We start from the raw sequence: 18,929 nt of genomic DNA, 5'->3' as shown, positions 1-18,929 counted from the left end.
ACCGCACACCGCGACCCCCACGGGACCACTCCCACGGGACCACTCCCACCGGCTGCCGCACCACAGTGCGGAAACGCGGAGGCCGCCCGACGAACCTCGTCAGGCGGCCTCCGCGACAGAAGAACCGGTCTACTCCGTCAAACCGTCCCGCAGTTGCCGCAGCGTCTTCGCCAACAACCGCGACACGTGCATCTGCGAAATGCCGACCTTCTGCGCGATCTGGGTCTGCGTCATGTTCCCGAAGAACCGCATCACCACGATCTTCCGCTCCCGCTCCGGCAGCTTCTCCAGCAGCGGGTGCAGCGCCTCCCGCTGCTCGATCGCCTCCAGCTCCGGGTCCTCCTCGCCGAGGGTGCTCCCCAGCGAGATGGAGCTGTCGTCGGCCACCAGCAGGTCGTCCAGCGACGCCGAGTGGTACGCGTTGCCCGCAGCCAGCCCCTCGTGGATCTCCTCGCGGCTGAGCTGCAGGTGCTGCGCCAGCTCACTGGGGGTCGGCGCGCGCCCCAGTTCCTGGGACAGCCTCGCCGACCCCGCGTTGATCGCCAGGTGCAGCTCCTTGAGCCGCCGCGGCATGCGGACCGACCAGCTGGAGTCCCGGAAGTACTTCCGGACCTCGCCCATGATCGTCGGCACCGCGAACGACAGGAAGTCGCTCCCGCGCTCCGGGTCGAACCGGTCGACCGCGTTGATCAACCCGACCGTGGCCACCTGCACCAGGTCGTCGTACGGCTCGCCCCGGTGCCCGAACCGGCGGGCGATGTGCTTGGCCACGGGCAAGTGCTCGGTCACCAGCTCGTCGCGCAGCCGCTCTCTCGCCGGGTCGTCGGCGGGCGTCGCGGCGAGCCGGACGAACAGCGGAGCGAGGTGGTCGTAATCACCCTGGGTGCCCGACCGGGTCTTGCCCTCGTCCGGCGCCGTCACGCATCCACCGTCCCCAGCGACCGCTTGACCAGGTCGATGTGCACCTCGTACGCGTCGGCCTGCGGCGCGACCCACGTGGTCACGGAGTCGACCAGCGCGCTGAGGACCCGCCAGCCGAAACTCTCCCGATCCGGGGGGGCGGAGCGCTGCGAACCCACCTTCGTGGAAACCTGCACGGAACCGTCCGCCACCACGAAGTGGGCGATCAGCACCGCCCCCGGCGTGGCCAGTGAGATGAGGGTGGAGCACGCCTCGTCCACCGCCAGCTTCAGGTCCTCGATGGAGTCCAGGTCGAAGTCCTGGCGCATGGCGATGTCGGCGGCCACCGCCCGGACGATCGACAACTGCGTAGGCTCAGCCGCCATCCGCAGCTCAACCCCGGCCAGGGCGCTTTCCGACTCGCCGCTCTGCGGCTCAGTGTGCGACACGCTCACCTCGTCGTCCGTTCTGTCTCGTTGTGGTGCTGACGGTATCGATACCCGAACTGATCGTCGCTCACACGTGTAGCGGACACGCGGGGAGGGAAGACTGACAGGTGCGACGGGGAGGGCCCTTGACCGATCAACTCGCGGACCGCCACTGGGGAGTGGAGTTCCCGGCACAGCCGACTCGGCTCGCGGCGGTCCGTGCACGACTCGACAGCTGGCTGGCGACCTCCGGGCTCACCGAGGACGACCGCTACGACCTGCTCATCGCGGTGAACGAGGCCGCCAGCAACGCCGTGGAGCACGCCTACCCGCCCGGTGAGGACGGGGTGGTGCACATCGAGGCCGACGCCCGGCCCGACGGCAGCGTGCGCGTCGTGGTGGCGGACTACGGCACGTGGCGCGTGCCACCCGCGGCCCTGACCACGCGCGGGCGCGGGCTGCTGCTCATGCACGAGAACGTCGACGACGTGCTGATCGACCGCCAACCGACCGGCACGACCGTGACCCTGCGCATGACACCCGGCCGCACCGCGCGCGGGACCTACACGTCGGCGCCCCGCGAACCGGTGGTGGTCACCGAGCGCGAGGGGTGGGTGGAGGTCGTGGTGCAGGGCGACGTGCCCGCCCAGTTCGCGCCTGCCGTGCGCAGGCGCATCCTCGCCGCCGCGCGGGGCGGCACCGTGCCCGTCGTGGTCGACCTGCGCGCCCTCGGCTCGCGCGCCGAGGGCCTGATCCGCAGCCTGCGCCCGGTCGCCGAGGCCGCCGCGGCGGCGGGCAACCGGGTCGTCGTGCGCGCGCCCGAAGACGACCACGCCCGCCGCGCTCTCGTCGCGGCGGGCGTGGACCGGGTCGTGGACGTCGTGCCGCACCACCCCTAGGGCTCCCGGCCCGTCGGTCCCCGGGCTCAACGGGCCTCGTCGGCCCCCAGCGCCTGCTCGACCGACTCGAACACGCTGAACACCTCGCCCAGACCGGTGGCGGCCAACGGGCGGGTGACGGCGCGCGCGACGGCGACGACGCGGAACGCGGCGTCCCGGCGCTTGCCGTGCTGGGCCGCCTCCACCAGGACCGCCAGACCGGCGGAGCCCAGGAAGCTCACCCCGGACAGGTCGAGCACGAGCGTGGTGCCCGCCGCGAGGTGCCGCAGCACCTCGGCGCGCAACTGCGGTGCGGTGAGCATGTCGATCTCCCCGCTCACCCCGACCACGGTGGCGCCCGCGCCGGCCTGCCGGACGGTGAGCCCGACCTGCCCCGCGCGGGGGTTGCTGGACGCGGCGGACTCGGCTCCGGCCGTCGCCACGACGTTCGGGTCCTGAACCGTCACGAGGGTCTCCTCTTCACCTGGACAGCTGATCGGAGCCCGGAAGTGCTCGACGCACAGGGCTGCTGCGCAGCGGGACGCGCGTTCGCCGGCCGGACTCCCCGGCGCGGCTGTGGGCTCAACCGCTGCGGCCACCACCGTACGGAGCCCGTGGGGACACCACAAGCGCGCCGGCAGCGACTTATCGGCCCCAGTGTAGTGCGCTTTTCGGTGTGCGGCGGGTGACGGACGGTGAACGGTTCGATTGCGGCCGGGTCGGCTACACCTGGGGGTAAGGGTTCCGCGCAACTCGGCGATCCGAACCACCCGGTGGGCGAGACAGCACGGGAACGGGTTTCGGATTCCCCGGCGGGGCACCCAGAATCGAGTGACGGGGATAACGCCGCGAGAGCCGCGGACGACAACCCCGGTGGAGGGAATTCACATGAGCACCAGCACGGAAACCGAGACCGAGCCCGCGAAGCCCAGGACGGCCCGCGCCGGTTCCCACGGCGCCGGACCGCTGCCGACGGCTCCCTGCAGCGTGGTCTGGAGCAAGGGCCACGCCTACGTGCTCGAAGGTTTCCGCGCCCGCTGGGTCGGTGTCGACGACCGGGGCCGCCCGCAGGCGCTCAGCGGTGACGAACTCCAGCGCCGCGGGTGGAGCCGCACCCGCCACCACTGACCGCGACCCGACGGTGACCGCCCGGCACGACCGGGCGGTCGGGCCCGCGGTATGACGTCCGCGCGCGCCCGGCGGCGCTAGAGTCCAGGCCGTGCCGCGAGACCCCGCCGACCGGCTGCTGACCATCCCGAACGCGCTCAGCGTGCTGCGGCTGCTCGGCGTGCCCCTCTTCCTCTACCTCCTGCTGGGCCCGCGGGCCGACGGCTGGGCGGTCGTCGTCCTCGTCGCCGCGGGCCTGTCCGACTGGCTGGACGGCAAGATCGCGCGCTGGCTCGACCAGACCAGCAGGCTCGGCACGCTCCTCGACCCCGCCGCGGACCGCCTCTACATCCTCGCCACGCTCATCGCGTTCGTCGTGCGCGACATCGTGCCGTGGTGGCTCGTCGCGCTCCTGGCGGGCCGCGAGATCCTCGTCGGCGCCTGCCTGCCCGTGCTGCGCGCCCGCGGCTACGGGCCGTTCGACGTCAACTACCTGGGCAAGGCGGCCACGTTCAACCTGCTCTACGCGTTCCCCATGCTGCTGCTCGCCCAGGGCACGTCCACCGCGGCCCGGATCGCCCTGCCGATCGCCTGCGCCTTCATGGCCTGGGGCGCCGCCCTGTACCTCTGGTCCGGTGCCCTGTACGTCTACCAGTTCACCCTCGCGGTGCGCCGGCGGCCGGGGGTCGCGCCCGCCTGAACCCGACGTGGGAAGATCCGGCACCGAAGATCCACCGTCATGAAGGAGCGCGCCGCGGTGATTCCCGAGGAGCTCAAGTACACCGAGGAACATGAGTGGGTGCTGCGCACCGGTGAGGACACCGTGCGCGTCGGCATCACGGACTACGCCCAGGAGCAACTCGGCGACGTCGTGTTCGTGCAGCTCCCGGAGCTCGGCGAGCAGGTCGGCGCGGGTCAGACCCTCGGCGAGGTCGAGTCGACGAAGAGCGTGTCCGACATCTACGCGCCGCTCGCCGGCGAGGTCGTCGCGCGCAACGACTCCCTGGACCAGCAGCCCGATCTGGTGAACTCCGACCCGTACGGTGAGGGGTGGATGGTGGAACTCCGGCTGGAGGACCCGACGGCGGTCGACGACCTGCTCGACGCCGCCGCGTACCAGGAGTTGGCGGCATCGGAGTGACGTCGATCTTCCGGCGGCTCTTCGGTCGGTGGGGGAGCCGCTCCTCAGACACGGGTTCCGGCACGGTAGGTTCTAACGAACTCGACGCTTCCAGCAGCAGGAGGAGAGCTCAGGTGAGCACGAACGACGGGCCAGGCGTCCCGCCCGAGCAGTCCCCGGAGCGGACCTCCGTTTTCCGGGCCGACTTCCTCGCCGAGGTCGAGGGCGCCGAAGCGCCCGCCCAGGAGCCGGCCGTCGCCGGTGTCGACGCGCTGCCCGCCGGGTCCGCCCTGCTGGTGGTCAAGCGCGGTCCGAACGCGGGGTCCAGGTTCCTGCTGGACCGCGACACGACGAGCGCGGGTCGGCACCCCGACAGCGACATCTTCCTCGACGACGTGACGGTGTCCCGCCGGCACGCCGAGTTCCGCCGCGAGGGCGGCGAGTTCGTGGTGATCGACGTGGGCAGCCTCAACGGCACCTACGTCAACCGCGAGCCCGTCGACCAGGCCGTCCTGGCCAACGGCGACGAGGTGCAGATCGGCAAGTTCCGCCTGGTGTTCCTGACCGGTCCGGGTGCCGGGGGCCAGGGGGCCTGACGATGGTGGTCCGGTGACGGCCGGGCGGCCACGCGGGGGGTTGGGCATCGGAGCCGTGCTGGCGCTGCTCCGAGCCGACTTCCCCGACGTCACCATCTCCAAGATCCGCTTCCTGGAAGCGGAGGGGTTGGTCCGCCCGGCGCGCACCGCCTCCGGGTACCGGCAGTTCAGCTCGGCGGACGTCGAGCGGCTGCGGTACGTACTGACCGCCCAGCGCGACCGCTACCTGCCGTTGCGGGTGATCCGGGAGCAGTTGGACGCCGCCGACGCGGGCTCGCCCGACGGCGCTCCCGGGTGCCCCGCCGGTGGTCCGCCCAAGGGCCACCGGGTCACCCGCGACGAGCTGCTCGCGCGCGCCGGCATCAGCCCCGACGTGCTGGCCGACCTGGAGCAGCACGGCCTCGTCACGCCGTCGCCCGGCGGTTCCTACGACCACGACGCGGTGCAGATCGCCTCGACCGTGCGCGCGTTGGCCGACCACGGCCTCGACGTGCGCCGACTGCGCCCGTTCCGGGCCGCCGCGGACGTCGTGGTGACCGCCGCGCGGCAGGGGCGGGTGGACGACGTCACGGCGCTTTCGGTAACGCTGCACACACTCCTCGTGAAGACGGGATTGCGGGACGTCGCAGGTGGACGCGTTTCGCCCTGGTGAACACGTGTCCGCATCGTGATGCGCGCGGGTCGGGCGGTTGCGCACGGAGCCCGCTTGGCGGGTAGCGTCGAATCCGTACGTGGGGCATTCTCGTTGGTAGCGGGGACGCCAGGAATTCAGCGCGCTGAGGGAGGCGAGACCCGATGAGCGAGATGCGCGTCGTCGGTGTGCGGGTGGAACTGCCCGCCAACCAGCCGATCCTGCTGCTGCGCGAAACCGAGGGCGAGCGGTACCTGCCGATCTGGATCGGATCGGTCGAGGCCACCGCCATCGCACTGGAGCAGCAGGGTGTCCGGCCCGCCCGGCCGTTGACGCACGACCTGCTCAAGGACGTCATCGGCGCCCTCGGCAGGCAGCTCGAACAAGTCCGGATCACCGACCTGCAAGAGGGCACGTACTTCGCGGAGTTGGTGTTCGACGGTGACGTGCGCGTCTCCGCCCGCCCCAGCGACTCGGTGGCGCTGGCCCTGCGGATCGGCGTGCCGATCCACGCGGAGGAATCCGTGCTCGCCGAGGCCGGGCTGATCATCCCCGACGAGCAGGAGGACGAGGTCGAGAAGTTCCGGGAGTTCCTGGACTCGATCTCGCCGGAGGACTTCCGGGGCGCCGACACCTGAGCCCGGACGACCGCGGGCCGTTCCCGGTGGCCGCGCAGGTCCGCCCGGCCGGTGGTGCGGGCGACGGTGCGCCACTCGTGGAACAACCGCCCGGAACGCTTCGCAGGGGTCCCCTCCAGGGACCCCTGCTTTGATTCTGCCGGCTGCCACCGACACCGGGTGGTGGTCGAGTGGCCGCCTGTGGACAACTGTCACCGTGGTGCCCGGTGTTGTCCGACACCGCGGAGTGGACGACTCGGCGCGGTGAGGCGCCCGGCCCCCGGAACCGATACCGACACGCGCGCCGATAGATCGCCGACCGATCGCCGATCTGTCGTTCGCGGTGGCGCGGGGCCGGCACGACACCGGGTTCCGCGCCCGTCGTCCCGCGTGCGACCAACCGTCCGCGTTTACCCCACCGGCCGGGCGGGGGGACACCTGCGAGGGGGCGGACCGCCGGCTCCGCGCCGGGCCGAGTCCTTCGTGAGCGTGTGCGGTGAGTTGTGGATCAATCCCTCGCACCACCCGTTGGTGTAACACGTTCGGGTTACACAACGTCAGTTTTCCTCTGCTAAACGATCACTAAACGTCGCCCGAATGGCTTACAACGGACGGATCTCTCAATCTCAACCTGAGGTTGAGCTGAGACACGTCCCGCGCGTCGCGTTGACCTGCCCCCTAGGCGGTCTTACCGTCGAGCTCAGGTGAATTGCCACGGTGTGATTCGGACACCGCGGCGGCTTCACGTTGGTCGCCGGTCGTCGTGACCGGACCGAGGGGAGGCAGGCGTGGTCGAGGAAGCGCCCATCCGGGCGGGAACCGGAGAACAGGGTGAACTGTTCCCGGACTCCTCGCTGCCGGACGAACTCGTCGGGTACCGCGGCCCCGCCGCGTGCCAGATCGCGGGAATCACCTACCGCCAGCTGGACTACTGGGCCCGCACGGGCCTGGTGAACCCGACCATAAGGAGTGCGCACGGCTCGGGGAGCCAACGGCTGTACTCGTTCAAGGACATCCTCGTCCTCAAGGTCGTCAAGCGGCTCCTGGACACCGGGGTCTCGCTCCAGAACATCCGGGTCGCCGTCGACCACCTGCGCCGGCGCGGCGTGCAGGACCTGGCCCGCATCACGCTGTTCAGCGACGGCACCACGGTCTACGAGTGCACCTCGCCGGAGGAGGTCGTCGACCTCCTCCAGGGCGGCCAGGGCGTCTTCGGCATCGCGGTCAGCGGCGCCATGCGGGAGATCAGCGGCACGATCCACGAGTTCCCCGCCGAACGCGCCGACGGCGCCGAGATCGTGGAACCCTCCAACGACGAGCTGTCCCGCCGCCGCCGCACCCGCGCCATCGGCTGACACCCGCGGGGCGAGCCCGCCCACCCGGCGAGCCCGCCGCCGGGCGTCGCGACGCGCGCCGGCCCGTGCGGCGGGCACACGGGTCGTGGTGTGCGGGTACCCACCTCGACGGCGGTCAAACCGGTGAGATCCACGTCGCGCCGGCGATACCGCCGACCCCGCCGCCGGGTACGATTCCCGGGTAGTCGCTTTATCCCGCGCGGGAGAGTCCGAGCCAGTCTCGGCGCCGAAGGAGCAAATCCTCCCCGGAACCTCTCAGGCGCAAGGACCGCGCGGGTGAGACGCCTCTGGAAAGCGGGTCGGGCAACCGACCCCGCCGACGGTGCAAGCCCGGTCGAGAAGACCGGGTGAAGCTCTCAGGCGCCCGGCGCCGGGCAGAAGACAGAGGGGGAGGGCAACGGCCGGAGTGTGCCCGTAGCCCTGGAGGCGCCTTTATGACGCAGGACCGCATTCCCCTCGCCGCTCTCGAGCACGGCACCCCCTTCGCCGACCGGCACGTGGGCCCGCGGCCCGCCGAACTGGCCCGCATCCTGGACGTCATCGGCGTCGGCTCCCTGGAGGAACTGGCGCAGCGCGCCGTGCCCGACTCGATCCGCGAGCGCGACCTGGTGCTGGACCTCCCCGCGCCCGCCACCGAGACCGAGGCGCTGGCCGAGCTGCGCGAGCTGGCCTCCCGCAACCGCCCGATGACGCAGATGATCGGCCTCGGCTACTACGGCACCACCACGCCGCCGGTGATCCTGCGCAACGTGCTGGAGAGCCCCGCCTGGTACACCGCGTACACGCCCTACCAGCCCGAGATCTCGCAGGGCCGCCTCGAAGCCCTCCTCAACTTCCAGACGATGGTCGGCGACCTCACCGGCCTGCCGCTGGCCAACGCGTCCATGCTGGACGAGTCCACCGCCGCCGCCGAGGGCATGACGCTCGTGCGCCGCGCCGGCAAGTCGAAGTCGGACAAGTTCGTCGTGGACGCGGACACGCTGCCGCAGACCCTCGCCGTCATCGAGACCCGCGCCGAGCCGCTGGGCATCGAGGTCGTCGTCGCCGACCTGTCGCAGGGCCTGGAAGGTCTCGGCCTGGGCGGCGACTTCTTCGGCGTGCTGCTGTCCTACCCCGGCGCGTCCGGCGCCGTGCGCGACCACGCGGGCCTCGTCGAGGAAGTCCACCGGGCCGGCGCGCAGGTCGTCGTCGCCGCCGACCTGCTGGCGCTCACGCTGCTGCGCCCGCCCGGCGAGATCGGCGCGGACGTCGTCGTCGGCACCACCCAGCGCTTCGGCGTGCCCGTCGGGTTCGGCGGACCGCACGCCGGCTACATGGCCGTCCGCCAGGGCCTGGAGCGGCAGCTGCCCGGCCGGCTCGTCGGCGTGTCCGTCGACGCGGACGGCTCGCTCGCCTACCGCCTCGCGCTCCAGACCCGCGAGCAGCACATCCGCCGCGAGAAGGCCACCAGCAACATCTGCACCGCGCAGGTCCTGCTGGCCGTCATGGCCTCCACGTACGCCGTGTACCACGGCCCGGAGGGCCTCAAGGCCATCGCGACCCGAGCCCACCGCATGGCCACGGTGCTCGCCGCCGGCCTGTGCGAGGCGGGCGTCGACGTCGTGCACGGCGACTTCTTCGACACCGTCCGGGCCCGCGTCGAGGGCCGGGCCGCCGAGGTCGTCGCCGCCGCCCGCGAACTGGGCGTCAACCTGTGGCAGGTCGACGCGGACGTCGTGTCGATCGCGTGCGACGAGACCACCACCCGCGACCACCTGCACCTCGTGTGGAAGGCGTTCGGCGTGTCCGTCGCCGACGTCGACGGCCTCGACGCCGACACCGCCGACGGCATCCCCGGCGACCTGCGCCGCACCACCGACTACCTGACCCACCCGGTGTTCCACGCGCACCGCTCCGAGACCGCGCTGCTGCGCTACCTGCGGTCGCTGTCGGACAAGGACGTCGCGCTGGACCGCAGCATGATCCCGCTCGGCTCGTGCACGATGAAGCTCAACGCCACGGCCGAGATGGAACCCGTCACCTGGCCCGAGTTCGCCGAGCTGCACCCGTTCGCGCCCGTCGAGGACGCCGCCGGCCTGCTCGCGATCGTCTCCGACCTGGAGCGGTGGCTGGCCGAGGTCACCGGGTACGACGCCGTGTCGCTCCAGCCGAACGCGGGCAGCCAGGGCGAGTTCGCGGGCCTGCTCGCGATCCGCGCCTACCACCGCGCCAACGGCGACGCGCACCGCGACGTGTGCCTCATCCCGTCCAGCGCGCACGGCACCAACGCCGCGTCCGCCGTGATGGCCGGCATGCGCGTGGTCGTCGTGAAGTGCGACGAGCACGGCAACGTGGACCTCGGGCACCTCAAGGAGACGGTCGAGGCGCACCGGTCCGACCTCGCCGCCATCATGATCACGTACCCGTCGACGCACGGCGTGTACGAGGACACCGTGCGCGAGGTGTGCGGGCTCGTGCACGACGCGGGCGGCCAGGTGTACGTCGACGGCGCGAACCTCAACGCGCTGATCGGGCTGGCCCAGTACGGCAAGTTCGGGTCGGACGTGTCGCACCTGAACCTGCACAAGACGTTCTGCATCCCGCACGGCGGCGGCGGCCCCGGCGTCGGCCCGATCGGCGTGCGCGCGCACCTCGCGCCGTTCCTGCCGAACCACCCGCTCCAGCCCGCCGCGGGCCCGGAGACCGGCGTCGGGCCCATCAGCGGCGCACCGTGGGGCTCGGCGTCCATCCTGCCGATCTCGTGGGCCTACGTGCGGATGATGGGCGGCGACGGCCTGCGCCGCGCGACCCTGACCGCCGTGGCCGCCGCGAACTACGTGGCGCGACGCCTGGACGAGCACTTCCCCGTGCTCTACACCGGCGAGGGCGGCTTCGTCGCCCACGAGTGCATCCTCGACCTGCGGCCCATCACGAAGGCGACCGGCGTGACCGTGGACGACGTGGCCAAGCGCCTCGCCGACTACGGCCTGCACGCGCCGACCATGTCGTTCCCCGTCGCGGGCACGCTGATGGTCGAGCCGACCGAGAGCGAGGACCTGGCCGAGATCGACCGGTTCATCGACGCGATGATCGCCATCAGGCACGAGATCGACCGCGTCGGCTCGGGCGAGTGGCCGGTCGACGACAACCCGCTGCGCAACGCGCCCCACACCGCCGCCTCCATCGCCGCGGAGTGGGACCACCCGTACAGCAGGGAGACCGCCGTGTTCCCCGCGGGCACCGCGGCGCCGAAGATCTGGCCCCCGGTGCGGCGCATCGACGGCGCCAAGGGCGACCGCAACCTGGTCTGCTCCTGCCCGCCGGTCTCCGCCTACGGCGGCTGATCGGGGCCGCGCTCCCGGGGGTTCTCCGCCGCGGGCGGGGGATTCTCCGGGCGAGGGGACCGAACCGCCGGTCCCCTCGCCCGCCCCCATACCGGCTGTTTCCCCCCTGCCGGCACCTACCGTTCTACACCGGCCGGCGTTGTCCGGTTTCGGGCCGTGCGGACGCACGACAAACGCCGGACAACGGCTTTTGTCCGATCAGGCGATCTCGTAGTCCAGTTCGAAGCGGCCGGCCGAGCCGTGCGGCCACGTGATCCGGCCGGTCCCGGTGAGGCCGGCCAGTTCGCCCTCGGCGTGCACGACGGTGAACGCGCTGGTCGCGACGCCGTCGCGGTACCCGCCGACGTGCTCCAGGACCAGGGTGCCGCGCCGTCCGTCGAGGGTGGCGGTGAGCAGTTCGTGGCCGAGCATCGTGCACGAGGCGTCGTCCGGGTAGGCCATGAGGAAGCGCGTCTCGCCCTCCCCCTCCAGGGCGCCCCGGTAGGCGGCGGTCATCGCGCCCGTCGTCCGCTTCGGGCCGGTGACCTCGGAGTGGTCTCGGCCGTCCCAGGTCTGCTCGGTCCAGGACTTCGGCTCGGCGTCGGCGGTCAGGTGGTTGGTCATGCACCCACCGTGGCAGTGGTGGCTGACAGGTCCTGTCAGGTACAAGGAGGGGTGCGCGCCAGTCGGTTGCTCCAGCTGTTGATGCTGCTCCAGTCGCGGGGTCGGATGACGGCGCGGGAGCTGGCCGCCGAGCTGGAGGTGTCCGTCCGCACCGTCTACCGGGACGTCGAGGCGCTGGGCTCGTCGGGCGTGCCGGTGTACGCGGACCGGGGGCCGGCCGGCGGGTACCGGCTGCTCGACGGGTACCGGACGCGGCTCACCGGGCTGACCGGCGAGGAGGCGGAGTCGCTGTTCCTGACCGGGCTGCCGGGGCCCGCCGCCGAGTTGGGGCTGGGCGCGGTCGTGGCGGCCACGCAGGTCAAGGTGCTCGCGGCGCTGCCGCCGGAGCTGCGGTCGCGGGCGGGGCGGGTGCGGGAGAGGTTCCACCTGGACGCGCCGGGCTGGTTCCGGGGCGCGGAGGGGGCACCGCACCTGGCGGCCGTCGCGGACGCGGTGTGGCGGCAGCGGCGGGTCCGCATCGGGTACGCGCGGTGGGACGGCAGCGCGGGCGAACGGGTCGTCGAACCGCTGGGGCTCGTGCTCAAGGCCGGGCTCTGGTACCTCGTGGCCCGCGCCGGGGACCTGCGCACCTACCGGGTGTCGCGGGTGGGGGAGTGCGCACCGCTGGACGAGGTGTTCGAGCGGCCGGCCGGGTTCGACCTCGCCGAGTACTGGGCGGCCTGGTCGGAGCGCTTCGAGGAGCGCATGTGCGCGATGCACGTGGTGGTGCGGATGACACCGCGCGGGCTCCGGCGCGCGCGGGTGCTGCTGAGCCTCGCCGCGTCGCGCGCCCTGGAGTTCGTCGAGCCGGACGGCGAGTGGACGACGGTGCGCCTGCCGGCCGAGTCGCCGGAGCACGCGCTGGTCGAGCTCCTGAAGCTGGGCGCGGACGTGGAGGTGCTGGAACCGGCCGACCTGCGCGCCCACGTGATCGCCACCGTCGAGGCCCTGTCCGCCACCTACACCCGCCCCCGCGAGTCGTAAGTCCACCCCGCGCGAGTCGTAAGTCCAGACCGGGCGAGTCGTAAGTCCAGGCCCAACGAACTCCACGTTCAGGAGACCGACGTCCCTGCCCGCGCCGATGGGCGGTCGTGAACGTACGACTCACGGGTCGTGAACGTACGACTCGCCCGGTCTGGACTTACGACTCGCGGTGGGGCGGGGTGGGTGGGTCAGGTGGTGGAGAGGAGTTGGGCCAGGGCGGCGTCCACGCCTCGGCCGTCCTCGACGACCGAGAGGGTGCCGCCGGTCGAACGGGCCAGTTCGCCCAGGGGGGCGCGTTCGGGGTCCGGCCCGATGGCGATGATGCTGACCGCCACGTCCTTGCCCCCCTGCTCCAGGGCGGCCAGGCCCCCGGTCAGCTCGTCGAACGTCAGGCCGCCGTCGTTCACGCCGTCGGTCAGCACCACGATCCGGTTGAGCTTGCCCGCCTCGTGACCGCGCACCCGCTGCTCGTAGAGCGCCAGCAGGCTCGTGTACAGCTGGGTGGCGCTCCGCGGCTCCAACCGGGCCACGCCGTCCAGCAGCGCCTGGCGCTGGGTGGCGACCTGGCCGGTCGGCACCAGCTCGCGGTACGGCTTGTCACCGTCCAGCCCGGCGGAGAACTCCCACAGCCCGAGCGACCCGGACACCGACCGGTTGACCTGACCGGACAGCGCCTGCCGGACCCAGTCCATCCGGCTGCGGCCCTCGCCGCCGGGTTCCTCCATCGACTTCGAGGTGTCCACGAGCACGGTGACGACCTGGCCGTCGTCGGCGGTCGCCCAGGCGGCCGAGATCTGCTGGGTGGTGTTCGAATCGGCGGGCGCGAGCTGGTCGGTGACGGCCGCCCACCGCACGCCCGGCGACGGCTTGGGCCGCTCGGTGGTGGCCTCCACCCGCAGTCCCGCGCGCGCCAGGATGCCCTGCGGGGCGTCCTCCTGGAGGAACTCGCGGAACGCCTGGGCCGCGCGCGCCTGCGCCTCGCCGACCCAGTCGCCCGCCAGCGGCACGAACGGGAAGTCCGCCACCGGCGTCGGGCCGCCCGCGGCCACCCCGTACAGGGGCTTCAACGGCGCCGCGCCGCTGTCCTTGCCGGTGTTGTGCCGGTACAGGTCCACCTCGAACACGGGCACCGCGCTGTAGCCGACCGCGTTCACGGCCTGCTCGTCGGCCAGCAGGTTCAACGCCTCCCACGTGCCCGCGGGGGTCTCGGCCGGCGTGGACGAGGCGAGCCGGCTCATCGTCGACTTGACCGGGTCGAGCGCCAGCATGTCCGCGGTGACCGGTCCCTTGCCGTCCGGGCTCGCGCCCGCCAGCGCCGACTGCACCGCCATCGCCGTGGCCGCGTTGGTCGCCGGGTCGGGCATGGCGACGCTGAACCGGCCCCACTCGGGCTTGCCGAACCGGCCCCAGCCGTCGGTGGCGCCGGTCAGGTCGGGCAGGTCGGTCCACCGGAACGCGGAACCGGACTGGAGCGCCTGCGCGGCGTCCTCGTGCAGCGCCAGCAGCACGGGGCTCGTCGCGATCGACTCGGGCGCGGCGCCCAGCAGCACGGCGTTCTGCGCGCTCAACCGGTTGGCCCACAACGTCGAGTCGGTGACCCACGCGTGCGGGCGCTCACCGATGGCCGCCGTGTCCCACCCCTGGGTGAGGCCCGCCAGGACGACCTCGGAGTCGATCGACTGGACCTCGGTGCGGATGCAGTGGTCGTAGACGACGGGGCGCTGGGCGCTCCACGCCTCGGCGACCTGCTTGATCGCCTCGGCGACGCTCGGGGTGGCGGCGACCCGCAGCAGCGCCTCGCCCTCGTTGCAGTCACCCGCCTGGGCCGCGGCGCGGCGTTCCACGATGCCCCCGACCCAGCTGTAGCCGAGCCAGCCGAGCACCAGGAGGGCCACCAGGCCGACGATCAGGACGGGCCACTTGGCTATGCCGCGGCGCACCTTGGTCCGCAGCGCGCGGTGTCGAGACATCGTCTTCCCTCTCAGCATCCGACCACAGCTGGCGAATCCCGACCGGCGTCACGCTAACAGGCGACATCTTCGGCGCGGGTGAAGTGACGTTCCGTCATCTGCCGGTGACGTGGCCGGCCGTCAGCACGCCGGTCAGCCCGATCAGCGCCGCCCTGAGCGGCGCCGACTCCTCGGCGAACGCCGCCTGCCGGCGCACGTACTCGGCGCGGCCCTCGGCCGTCTCGACCGCCACCGGCTCGTACCCCAGGGCGGACAGGTCGTACGGGCTGGCCCGCATGTCCAGCTCGCGCACCCGCGCGGCCAGTTCGAAGCAGTCCGCCACCAGCTCCGACGGGGTCGCCGGGTCGAGCTTGTAGGCCCACTTGAACAAGTCCATGTTGGCGTGCAGGCAGCCGGGCTGCTCCAGCTCCACCTGCGTCTCGCGGGTCGGCTGGAGGGTGTTGCGGGGCCGCGCGTCGGGGGTGAAGAAGCGGAACGCGTCGAAGTGGCCGCACTGCACGCGCTGGGACTCCACGACCCGGTCGGTGCCCGTGCCGCCCAGGCGCAGCGGCCACGCGTTGTGCCGCACGTCCTCGGGCCGCTGCCGGTACACCATCGCCCACTCGTGCAAGCCGAAGCAGCCCAGCCGGGGCGCGCGGGACGCCGTCGCGGTCAGCAGCCGCCGCGCGAAGGCGATCGTGGACGCCCGCTCCCGCGCGAACGCCGCCACGTCCAGCTCCACGCCGTCACCGGTCTCCCGGTACGCGGGCCACCGCAGGTAGGCGCGCGCCGCGTCGCCCGCGAGGACCACGCCGGGACCGGGGTGCCAGCGCTCCAGCCGCGACGGGCGGTGCGAGTAGTAGGAGAAGAGGAAGTCGAGGACGGGGTGCTTGCGGCCCTCGGCCCGGCGCTCGTGGTGCGGGACCGTCCAGCGCCGGACGCGTTCCGCGTGCGCGTCGCGGCGCGCGGTCCACTCGGCCTCGGACAGGACTTCCCCCACCTCGCCAGGGTACTGGCCGGGTCAGGGCGCCTGGCCCTGGACCAGCGCCAGCCCGAGGCCGGTGCGCAGCGACACCACCTCGCGGCCCTCGCGGCGGCTCACCGCCAGGCCCGCCGCCCGCAGCACGCCCAGGTGCTGCGACACCGCGCCCACCGTCACGCCCAGCCGGGTCGCCAGCTCGGTGACCGTCCGGGGGCTCTCCAGCTCGCACAGCAGCCGCGCCCGGGTGCCGCCGAGCAGCCTGGCCAGCGCGTCGCGCGCGGGGGCCGCCCGCTCCCACAGGGAGCCGAAGCCGTGCGCCGGGTAGCACAGCGCGAACCGCACCGGGCTGTCGCGCAGGTAGGGGCGCGGCCAGGTGAACGCCGAGGGCACCAGCACCAGGTCGCGCTCGTCGAGCGTCACCGATCGGCCGTTGACCGTGAGCACCGGGTTGCGGAACGACACGTCCGGGTGAAGTTCGGCCAGCACGGTCGGGCCGCCGGCCTCCACCAGCCGCCTGCCGCGCCGCTCCACGTCGCCCTGGAGCACCCCCTCCAGCCTCGGCCACACCGGCGCGATGATCGCGTCGTGCACGTCCCGGAGCCGGCGCTGCACCGCGGGCAGCGCGTCCGGTTCGAACACCCTCGGATCGTCGGCCACGGCCGCCGCGATCCGCTCGGGGGTCGCCTTGGCGAGCGCGTCGACCTCCACGTCGATGCCCACCGAGCGCACGCCCGGCGTGGGGATCAGGAACTCCGGCACGACCGGCCGGGTCACCAGGACGTGGAGCAGCGAGGTGTCCTCGCCGAGCCGTTCGAGCTGCTCCGCGGCCCAGGTCGACCAGCGCTGGTGCACCGGGAACGCGCCGGGCGCGGCCAGCACGCGCAGCGCGGCGATCGTCTCCCACAGCGGCGAGACGGCGAAGCGGAGGGCCATGGGTTCACTCCACGCTAAAACGTCGGTTCGCGCCAGTGCCCGTTGGCAAGGTGTGGCCATGAGCAGGGGGTGGCGGCGGTTGCAGGCCGCGGCGGTGTCCGGGTCGGTGGCCGAGGGGCTGATGCTGACGGCGTTGCCGCTCGTCGCGGTGACCATCACGACCGACCCGCGCGAGGTGTCGCTCGTCAACGTCGTGGGCCAGTCGCCGTGGCTGCTGCTCTCGCTGTTCGCCGGGGTGCTGATCGACCGGGTGCGGCGCAGCTCCGTGCTCGTGGCGGCGTACGCGGTGCAGGCGTGCGCGGCGCTCGTGCTCGCGGTGGCGGGCGCGTCGGGGTGGCTGAGCCTGCCGCTGCTGCTGGTGGTGGCGTTCGTGGTGACCTCGGCGCAGGTGCTCGGCGACGGCGCGTCCGGCGCGCTCGTGCCCGAGGTGGTGCCCGGCCACCGGTTGGCGGCGGCCAACACCCGGCTGATGCTCATCGACCGGGGCGTGGTGCAGTTCGTCGTGCCGCCCGCGGCCGGCGTGCTGGTCGGGGTGGCGCTGGGCGCGCCCGCGTGGGTCGCCGTCGTGGCCGCCGTCGTGGCGGTGGTGGTGGTGCGCGGGCTGCGGTCGACGCCGGCGACGCCGTCCGAGCACCACCCGGTGCGGGACATCGCGGAGGGGCTGTGGTACCTGGTCCGGACGCGGCTGCTGCTGTCGATCACGGTGGCCGTGGCGCTCGGGTCGTTCGCGTCGAGCGCGGCGATGTCGATGTTCGTGCTGTACGCCTACGAGGTGCTGCACGTCGGCGCGGTCGGGTACGGCGTGCTGCTGACGTGCATGGCCGTCGGCTGGGTGGCGTCGTCGTTCGTCGTGAGCCGGGTGGTGGACCGGCTCGGCTACGCGTGGTCGATGCGGCTCGCCCAGGTCGGCATGGTGGTGACGATGGCGCTGATCGCCGTGCTGCCGCCGTGGGCGTGGGCGATCGGCGTGGTCGTGTTCGCGGAGTCGGCGATCGTGATGGTGTGGAACGTGTGCTCCCAGTCGAGCCGGCAGCGCTTCACCCCGGCAGGCCTGCTGGGGAGGGTGCTGACCAGCCACCGGGCGCTGGCGTGGGGCCTGACCCCGCTCGGCGCGTTGACCGGGGGACTGGTGGCGGCGGGCCTCGGGCAGCGCGCGGTGTGGCTGGTGGGGGCGGTCGTGCAGGTCGGCGCCCTGGTGACGGCGTGGATCGGCCTCTCGCCGCGCGCGTTCCGGGAGGCGGAGCTGGCGGCGGAGGAGCGCCGGGCCGCGGCCGTCGGCTGACCGCCGGTCAGACCGGCGGGACGAGGCCCGGGAACTTGCGGGCGCCGGTGCAGTGCGGGCACTCGCGCCCGTTGTCGACGGTGCGCGGGGTGCCGCTGATGACCGCCGCCGTCGGGTTGGCGATGAAGCCCGCGCCGCCGCAGAGGTGGCAGATGGTGCGCGCGTCCGACGTCACGCCGAACAGGTCGTCCTCGTCCTCGACGTCCTCCTCGTCGTCGAACTCCTCCGGCTCCTCCGGCTCGAAGTCGTCCTCTTCCCCGTCATGCGCGTCCACGCCACCCACCGTAGTCGGGTGGGCCCGGCGCACCGGTCCCACCCCGCCGACCGCGGGCGGTCCGCGGTCCGCCGGTGTGAGCGGAAGTTGACCGGTGTGTGAGGACCTCGCGGTAGGCATGGGGTCCGAGCGGATCAGGGGGACGAGAAGTGGACAGGGTGAGCGCAGCACCGCAGCACAGGCGGCCGGCGGTTCCGGTCGAGGGACGCATCCTCACCACACCGGTGGGTCTCGCGTTCCCGCGGGACGTCACGTTCGAGTCGTGGGAGCAGGCAGGTCAGCGGATCTCCCGCATCGCCAGTTCGTCCGCGTGGTACCTGGGGGACTGGCTCGTCTTCGGCCAGGACAAGTACACCGGCCGGTACCGCCGGGCGGTCGAGGCGGTCGGGCTCGACTACCAGACGCTGCGCAACTACGCGTGGATCGCGCGCAAGTTCGCCCCGGCGCGGCGGAGACCCGGCCTGCCGTTCCAGCACCACGCCGAGGTGGCGGCGCTGCCGGCCGACGAGCAGGACCGCTGGCTGGACCGGGCGGAGCGGGCGCGGTGGTCGCGCACGGCGCTGCGCCGGGCGCTGCGGGAGTCGCGCGACCCGGACGGCAGGTCCTACCGGGCGCTGATGCCGCGCGTGACGGCGACCGGCGACGCGGTGGACCGCTGGCGGCGGGCGGCGCTGGCCGCGAACGCCGAGTTCGAGGCGTGGATCGTGGCCGCGCTGGACCACGCCGCCGCCCGGGACCTGGAGTTGACCAGCGTCCCCGACCTGGCGGGCGACCCCGGGGGGACAGGTCGCGAAGGGGACGGGACCGGGGAGTCCGGGCCGGTGGGGTCCGGGTCGGTGGGGTCCGGGTCGGCGGGGGTCGGTCGGGTGCGGGAGCTGCCGGCGGTGCGGCCGGCGTCGTGACGCGCTGATCGCGGGGCGGGGCGGGG

20 protein-coding genes and 1 riboswitch are annotated in these 18,929 nt (G+C 73.0%); of the genes, 12 read left to right on the top strand and 8 right to left on the bottom strand.

The window, feature by feature from the left end; translation table 11 throughout:
• Positions 1-129: 129 nt before the first annotated feature.
• Positions 130-921, bottom strand: a complete 792-nt coding sequence (locus J2S66_RS19810; RefSeq protein WP_306749359.1) for a SigB/SigF/SigG family RNA polymerase sigma factor — start codon at positions 919-921, stop codon at positions 130-132.
• A complete protein-coding gene (locus tag J2S66_RS19805; protein ID WP_310308661.1) occupies positions 918-1,349 on the bottom strand; it encodes an ATP-binding protein in 432 nt (143 codons plus the stop codon). Before J2S66_RS19805 ends, J2S66_RS19810 begins: the two co-directional genes overlap by 4 nt.
• A 125-nt stretch (positions 1,350-1,474) precedes the next feature.
• Between J2S66_RS19805 and J2S66_RS19800 the strand changes: the two genes are divergently transcribed.
• Positions 1,475-2,227, top strand: coding sequence for an ATP-binding protein (locus J2S66_RS19800; RefSeq protein ID WP_310308660.1), 753 nt, complete (start codon positions 1,475-1,477; stop codon positions 2,225-2,227).
• Positions 2,228-2,253: 26 nt separating this feature from the next.
• On the opposite strand, the gene J2S66_RS19795 is transcribed toward J2S66_RS19800, so the two are convergent.
• Positions 2,254-2,673, bottom strand: coding sequence for an STAS domain-containing protein (locus J2S66_RS19795; RefSeq protein ID WP_306749356.1), 420 nt, complete (start codon positions 2,671-2,673; stop codon positions 2,254-2,256).
• 421 nt (positions 2,674-3,094) lie between these two features.
• Between J2S66_RS19795 and J2S66_RS19790 the strand changes: the two genes are divergently transcribed.
• The 8 genes from J2S66_RS19790 to gcvP all read left to right on the top strand — a co-directional run bounded on the left by J2S66_RS19790 (position 3,095) and on the right by gcvP (position 10,955).
• Entirely contained in the window at positions 3,095-3,334 is a 240-nt protein-coding gene (locus J2S66_RS19790; RefSeq protein WP_310308658.1) for a hypothetical protein, read from the top strand.
• Positions 3,335-3,425: 91 nt separating this feature from the next.
• On the top strand, positions 3,426-4,013 hold the full coding sequence (clsA, locus tag J2S66_RS19785; protein WP_310308657.1) for a cardiolipin synthase ClsA: 588 nt from the start codon (positions 3,426-3,428) through the stop codon (positions 4,011-4,013).
• 39 nt (positions 4,014-4,052) lie between these two features.
• On the top strand, positions 4,053-4,454 hold the full coding sequence (gene gcvH, locus J2S66_RS19780) for a glycine cleavage system protein GcvH (protein WP_310308655.1): 402 nt from the start codon (positions 4,053-4,055) through the stop codon (positions 4,452-4,454).
• A 113-nt stretch (positions 4,455-4,567) separates the two neighbouring features.
• Entirely contained in the window at positions 4,568-5,029 is a 462-nt protein-coding gene (gene garA, locus J2S66_RS19775; protein ID WP_033427969.1) for a glycogen accumulation regulator GarA, read from the top strand.
• Positions 5,030-5,042: 13 nt separating this feature from the next.
• The gene (gene ftsR / locus J2S66_RS19770) at positions 5,043-5,681 is read left to right on the top strand and encodes a transcriptional regulator FtsR (RefSeq protein WP_310308654.1); all 639 of its coding nucleotides are present in this window, start codon (positions 5,043-5,045) and stop codon (positions 5,679-5,681) included.
• Positions 5,682-5,824: 143 nt separating this feature from the next.
• The gene (locus J2S66_RS19765; RefSeq protein WP_184667478.1) at positions 5,825-6,298 is read left to right on the top strand and encodes a bifunctional nuclease family protein; all 474 of its coding nucleotides are present in this window, start codon (positions 5,825-5,827) and stop codon (positions 6,296-6,298) included.
• 767 nt (positions 6,299-7,065) lie between these two features.
• On the top strand, positions 7,066-7,632 hold the full coding sequence (locus tag J2S66_RS19760) for a MerR family transcriptional regulator (RefSeq protein ID WP_306749351.1): 567 nt from the start codon (positions 7,066-7,068) through the stop codon (positions 7,630-7,632).
• A gap of 190 nt (positions 7,633-7,822) precedes the next feature.
• Positions 7,823-7,913, top strand: a riboswitch (glycine riboswitch).
• Between the two features lie 153 nt (positions 7,914-8,066).
• A complete protein-coding gene (gene gcvP, locus J2S66_RS19755; protein WP_310308652.1) occupies positions 8,067-10,955 on the top strand; it encodes an aminomethyl-transferring glycine dehydrogenase in 2,889 nt (962 codons plus the stop codon).
• 198 nt (positions 10,956-11,153) lie between these two features.
• Here the strand turns inward: gcvP and J2S66_RS19750 are convergent, their stop codons facing one another.
• A complete protein-coding gene (locus J2S66_RS19750; RefSeq protein ID WP_310308650.1) occupies positions 11,154-11,558 on the bottom strand; it encodes a DUF3224 domain-containing protein in 405 nt (134 codons plus the stop codon).
• A 51-nt stretch (positions 11,559-11,609) separates the two neighbouring features.
• Here J2S66_RS19750 and J2S66_RS19745 point away from each other — a divergent pair, with 51 nt between their 5' ends.
• On the top strand, positions 11,610-12,581 hold the full coding sequence (locus tag J2S66_RS19745; RefSeq protein WP_310308648.1) for a helix-turn-helix transcriptional regulator: 972 nt from the start codon (positions 11,610-11,612) through the stop codon (positions 12,579-12,581).
• A gap of 188 nt (positions 12,582-12,769) precedes the next feature.
• Here the strand turns inward: J2S66_RS19745 and J2S66_RS19740 are convergent, their stop codons facing one another.
• The 3 genes from J2S66_RS19740 to J2S66_RS19730 form a co-directional block, all read right to left on the bottom strand.
• Positions 12,770-14,551 carry a substrate-binding domain-containing protein gene (locus J2S66_RS19740; RefSeq protein WP_310308647.1) on the bottom strand — a complete coding sequence of 594 codons (1,782 nt, stop codon included), beginning with the start codon at positions 14,549-14,551 and terminating at the stop codon, positions 12,770-12,772.
• Positions 14,552-14,645: 94 nt separating this feature from the next.
• Positions 14,646-15,530, bottom strand: a complete 885-nt coding sequence (locus tag J2S66_RS19735) for a 3-methyladenine DNA glycosylase (RefSeq protein ID WP_306749347.1) — start codon at positions 15,528-15,530, stop codon at positions 14,646-14,648.
• Between the two features lie 21 nt (positions 15,531-15,551).
• Positions 15,552-16,445 carry an ArsR/SmtB family transcription factor gene (locus tag J2S66_RS19730; RefSeq protein ID WP_310308646.1) on the bottom strand — a complete coding sequence of 298 codons (894 nt, stop codon included), beginning with the start codon at positions 16,443-16,445 and terminating at the stop codon, positions 15,552-15,554.
• A gap of 58 nt (positions 16,446-16,503) precedes the next feature.
• Between J2S66_RS19730 and J2S66_RS19725 the strand changes: the two genes are divergently transcribed.
• Positions 16,504-17,727 (top strand): MFS transporter, encoded by a 1,224-nt coding sequence (locus J2S66_RS19725; protein WP_310308645.1) that lies wholly within the window; start codon positions 16,504-16,506, stop codon positions 17,725-17,727.
• A gap of 7 nt (positions 17,728-17,734) precedes the next feature.
• Here the strand turns inward: J2S66_RS19725 and J2S66_RS19720 are convergent, their stop codons facing one another.
• The gene (locus J2S66_RS19720) at positions 17,735-18,001 is read right to left on the bottom strand and encodes a hypothetical protein (RefSeq protein ID WP_310308644.1); all 267 of its coding nucleotides are present in this window, start codon (positions 17,999-18,001) and stop codon (positions 17,735-17,737) included.
• A gap of 158 nt (positions 18,002-18,159) precedes the next feature.
• Here J2S66_RS19720 and J2S66_RS19715 point away from each other — a divergent pair, with 158 nt between their 5' ends.
• Positions 18,160-18,903, top strand: a complete 744-nt coding sequence (locus tag J2S66_RS19715; protein WP_310308643.1) for an LmbU family transcriptional regulator — start codon at positions 18,160-18,162, stop codon at positions 18,901-18,903.
• The last annotated feature ends 26 nt before the right edge of the window (positions 18,904-18,929 follow it).

The organism is Saccharothrix longispora (assembly GCF_031455225.1).
Taxonomy (GTDB): domain Bacteria; phylum Actinomycetota; class Actinomycetes; order Mycobacteriales; family Pseudonocardiaceae; genus Actinosynnema; species Actinosynnema longispora.
Note: the sequence above shows the minus strand (reverse complement) of the source record. Positions and strands in the feature narration are given on the sequence as shown.

Bases quoted from the DNA above. Each gene is read 5' to 3' on its own strand.
- J2S66_RS19790 (WP_310308658.1), top strand. From the start codon at position 3,095: ATGAGCACCAGCACGGAAACCGAGACCGAGCCCGCGAAGCCCAGGACG.
- gcvH (WP_310308655.1), top strand. From the start codon at position 4,053: ATGAAGGAGCGCGCCGCGGTGATTCCCGAGGAGCTCAAGTACACCGAG.
- J2S66_RS19765 (WP_184667478.1), top strand. From the start codon at position 5,825: ATGAGCGAGATGCGCGTCGTCGGTGTGCGGGTGGAACTGCCCGCCAAC.
- gcvP (WP_310308652.1), top strand. From the start codon at position 8,067: ATGACGCAGGACCGCATTCCCCTCGCCGCTCTCGAGCACGGCACCCCC.
- J2S66_RS19750 (WP_310308650.1), bottom strand. From the start codon at position 11,558: ATGACCAACCACCTGACCGCCGACGCCGAGCCGAAGTCCTGGACCGAG.
- J2S66_RS19740 (WP_310308647.1), bottom strand. From the start codon at position 14,551: ATGTCTCGACACCGCGCGCTGCGGACCAAGGTGCGCCGCGGCATAGCC.
- J2S66_RS19730 (WP_310308646.1), bottom strand. From the start codon at position 16,445: ATGGCCCTCCGCTTCGCCGTCTCGCCGCTGTGGGAGACGATCGCCGCG.
- J2S66_RS19725 (WP_310308645.1), top strand. From the start codon at position 16,504: ATGAGCAGGGGGTGGCGGCGGTTGCAGGCCGCGGCGGTGTCCGGGTCG.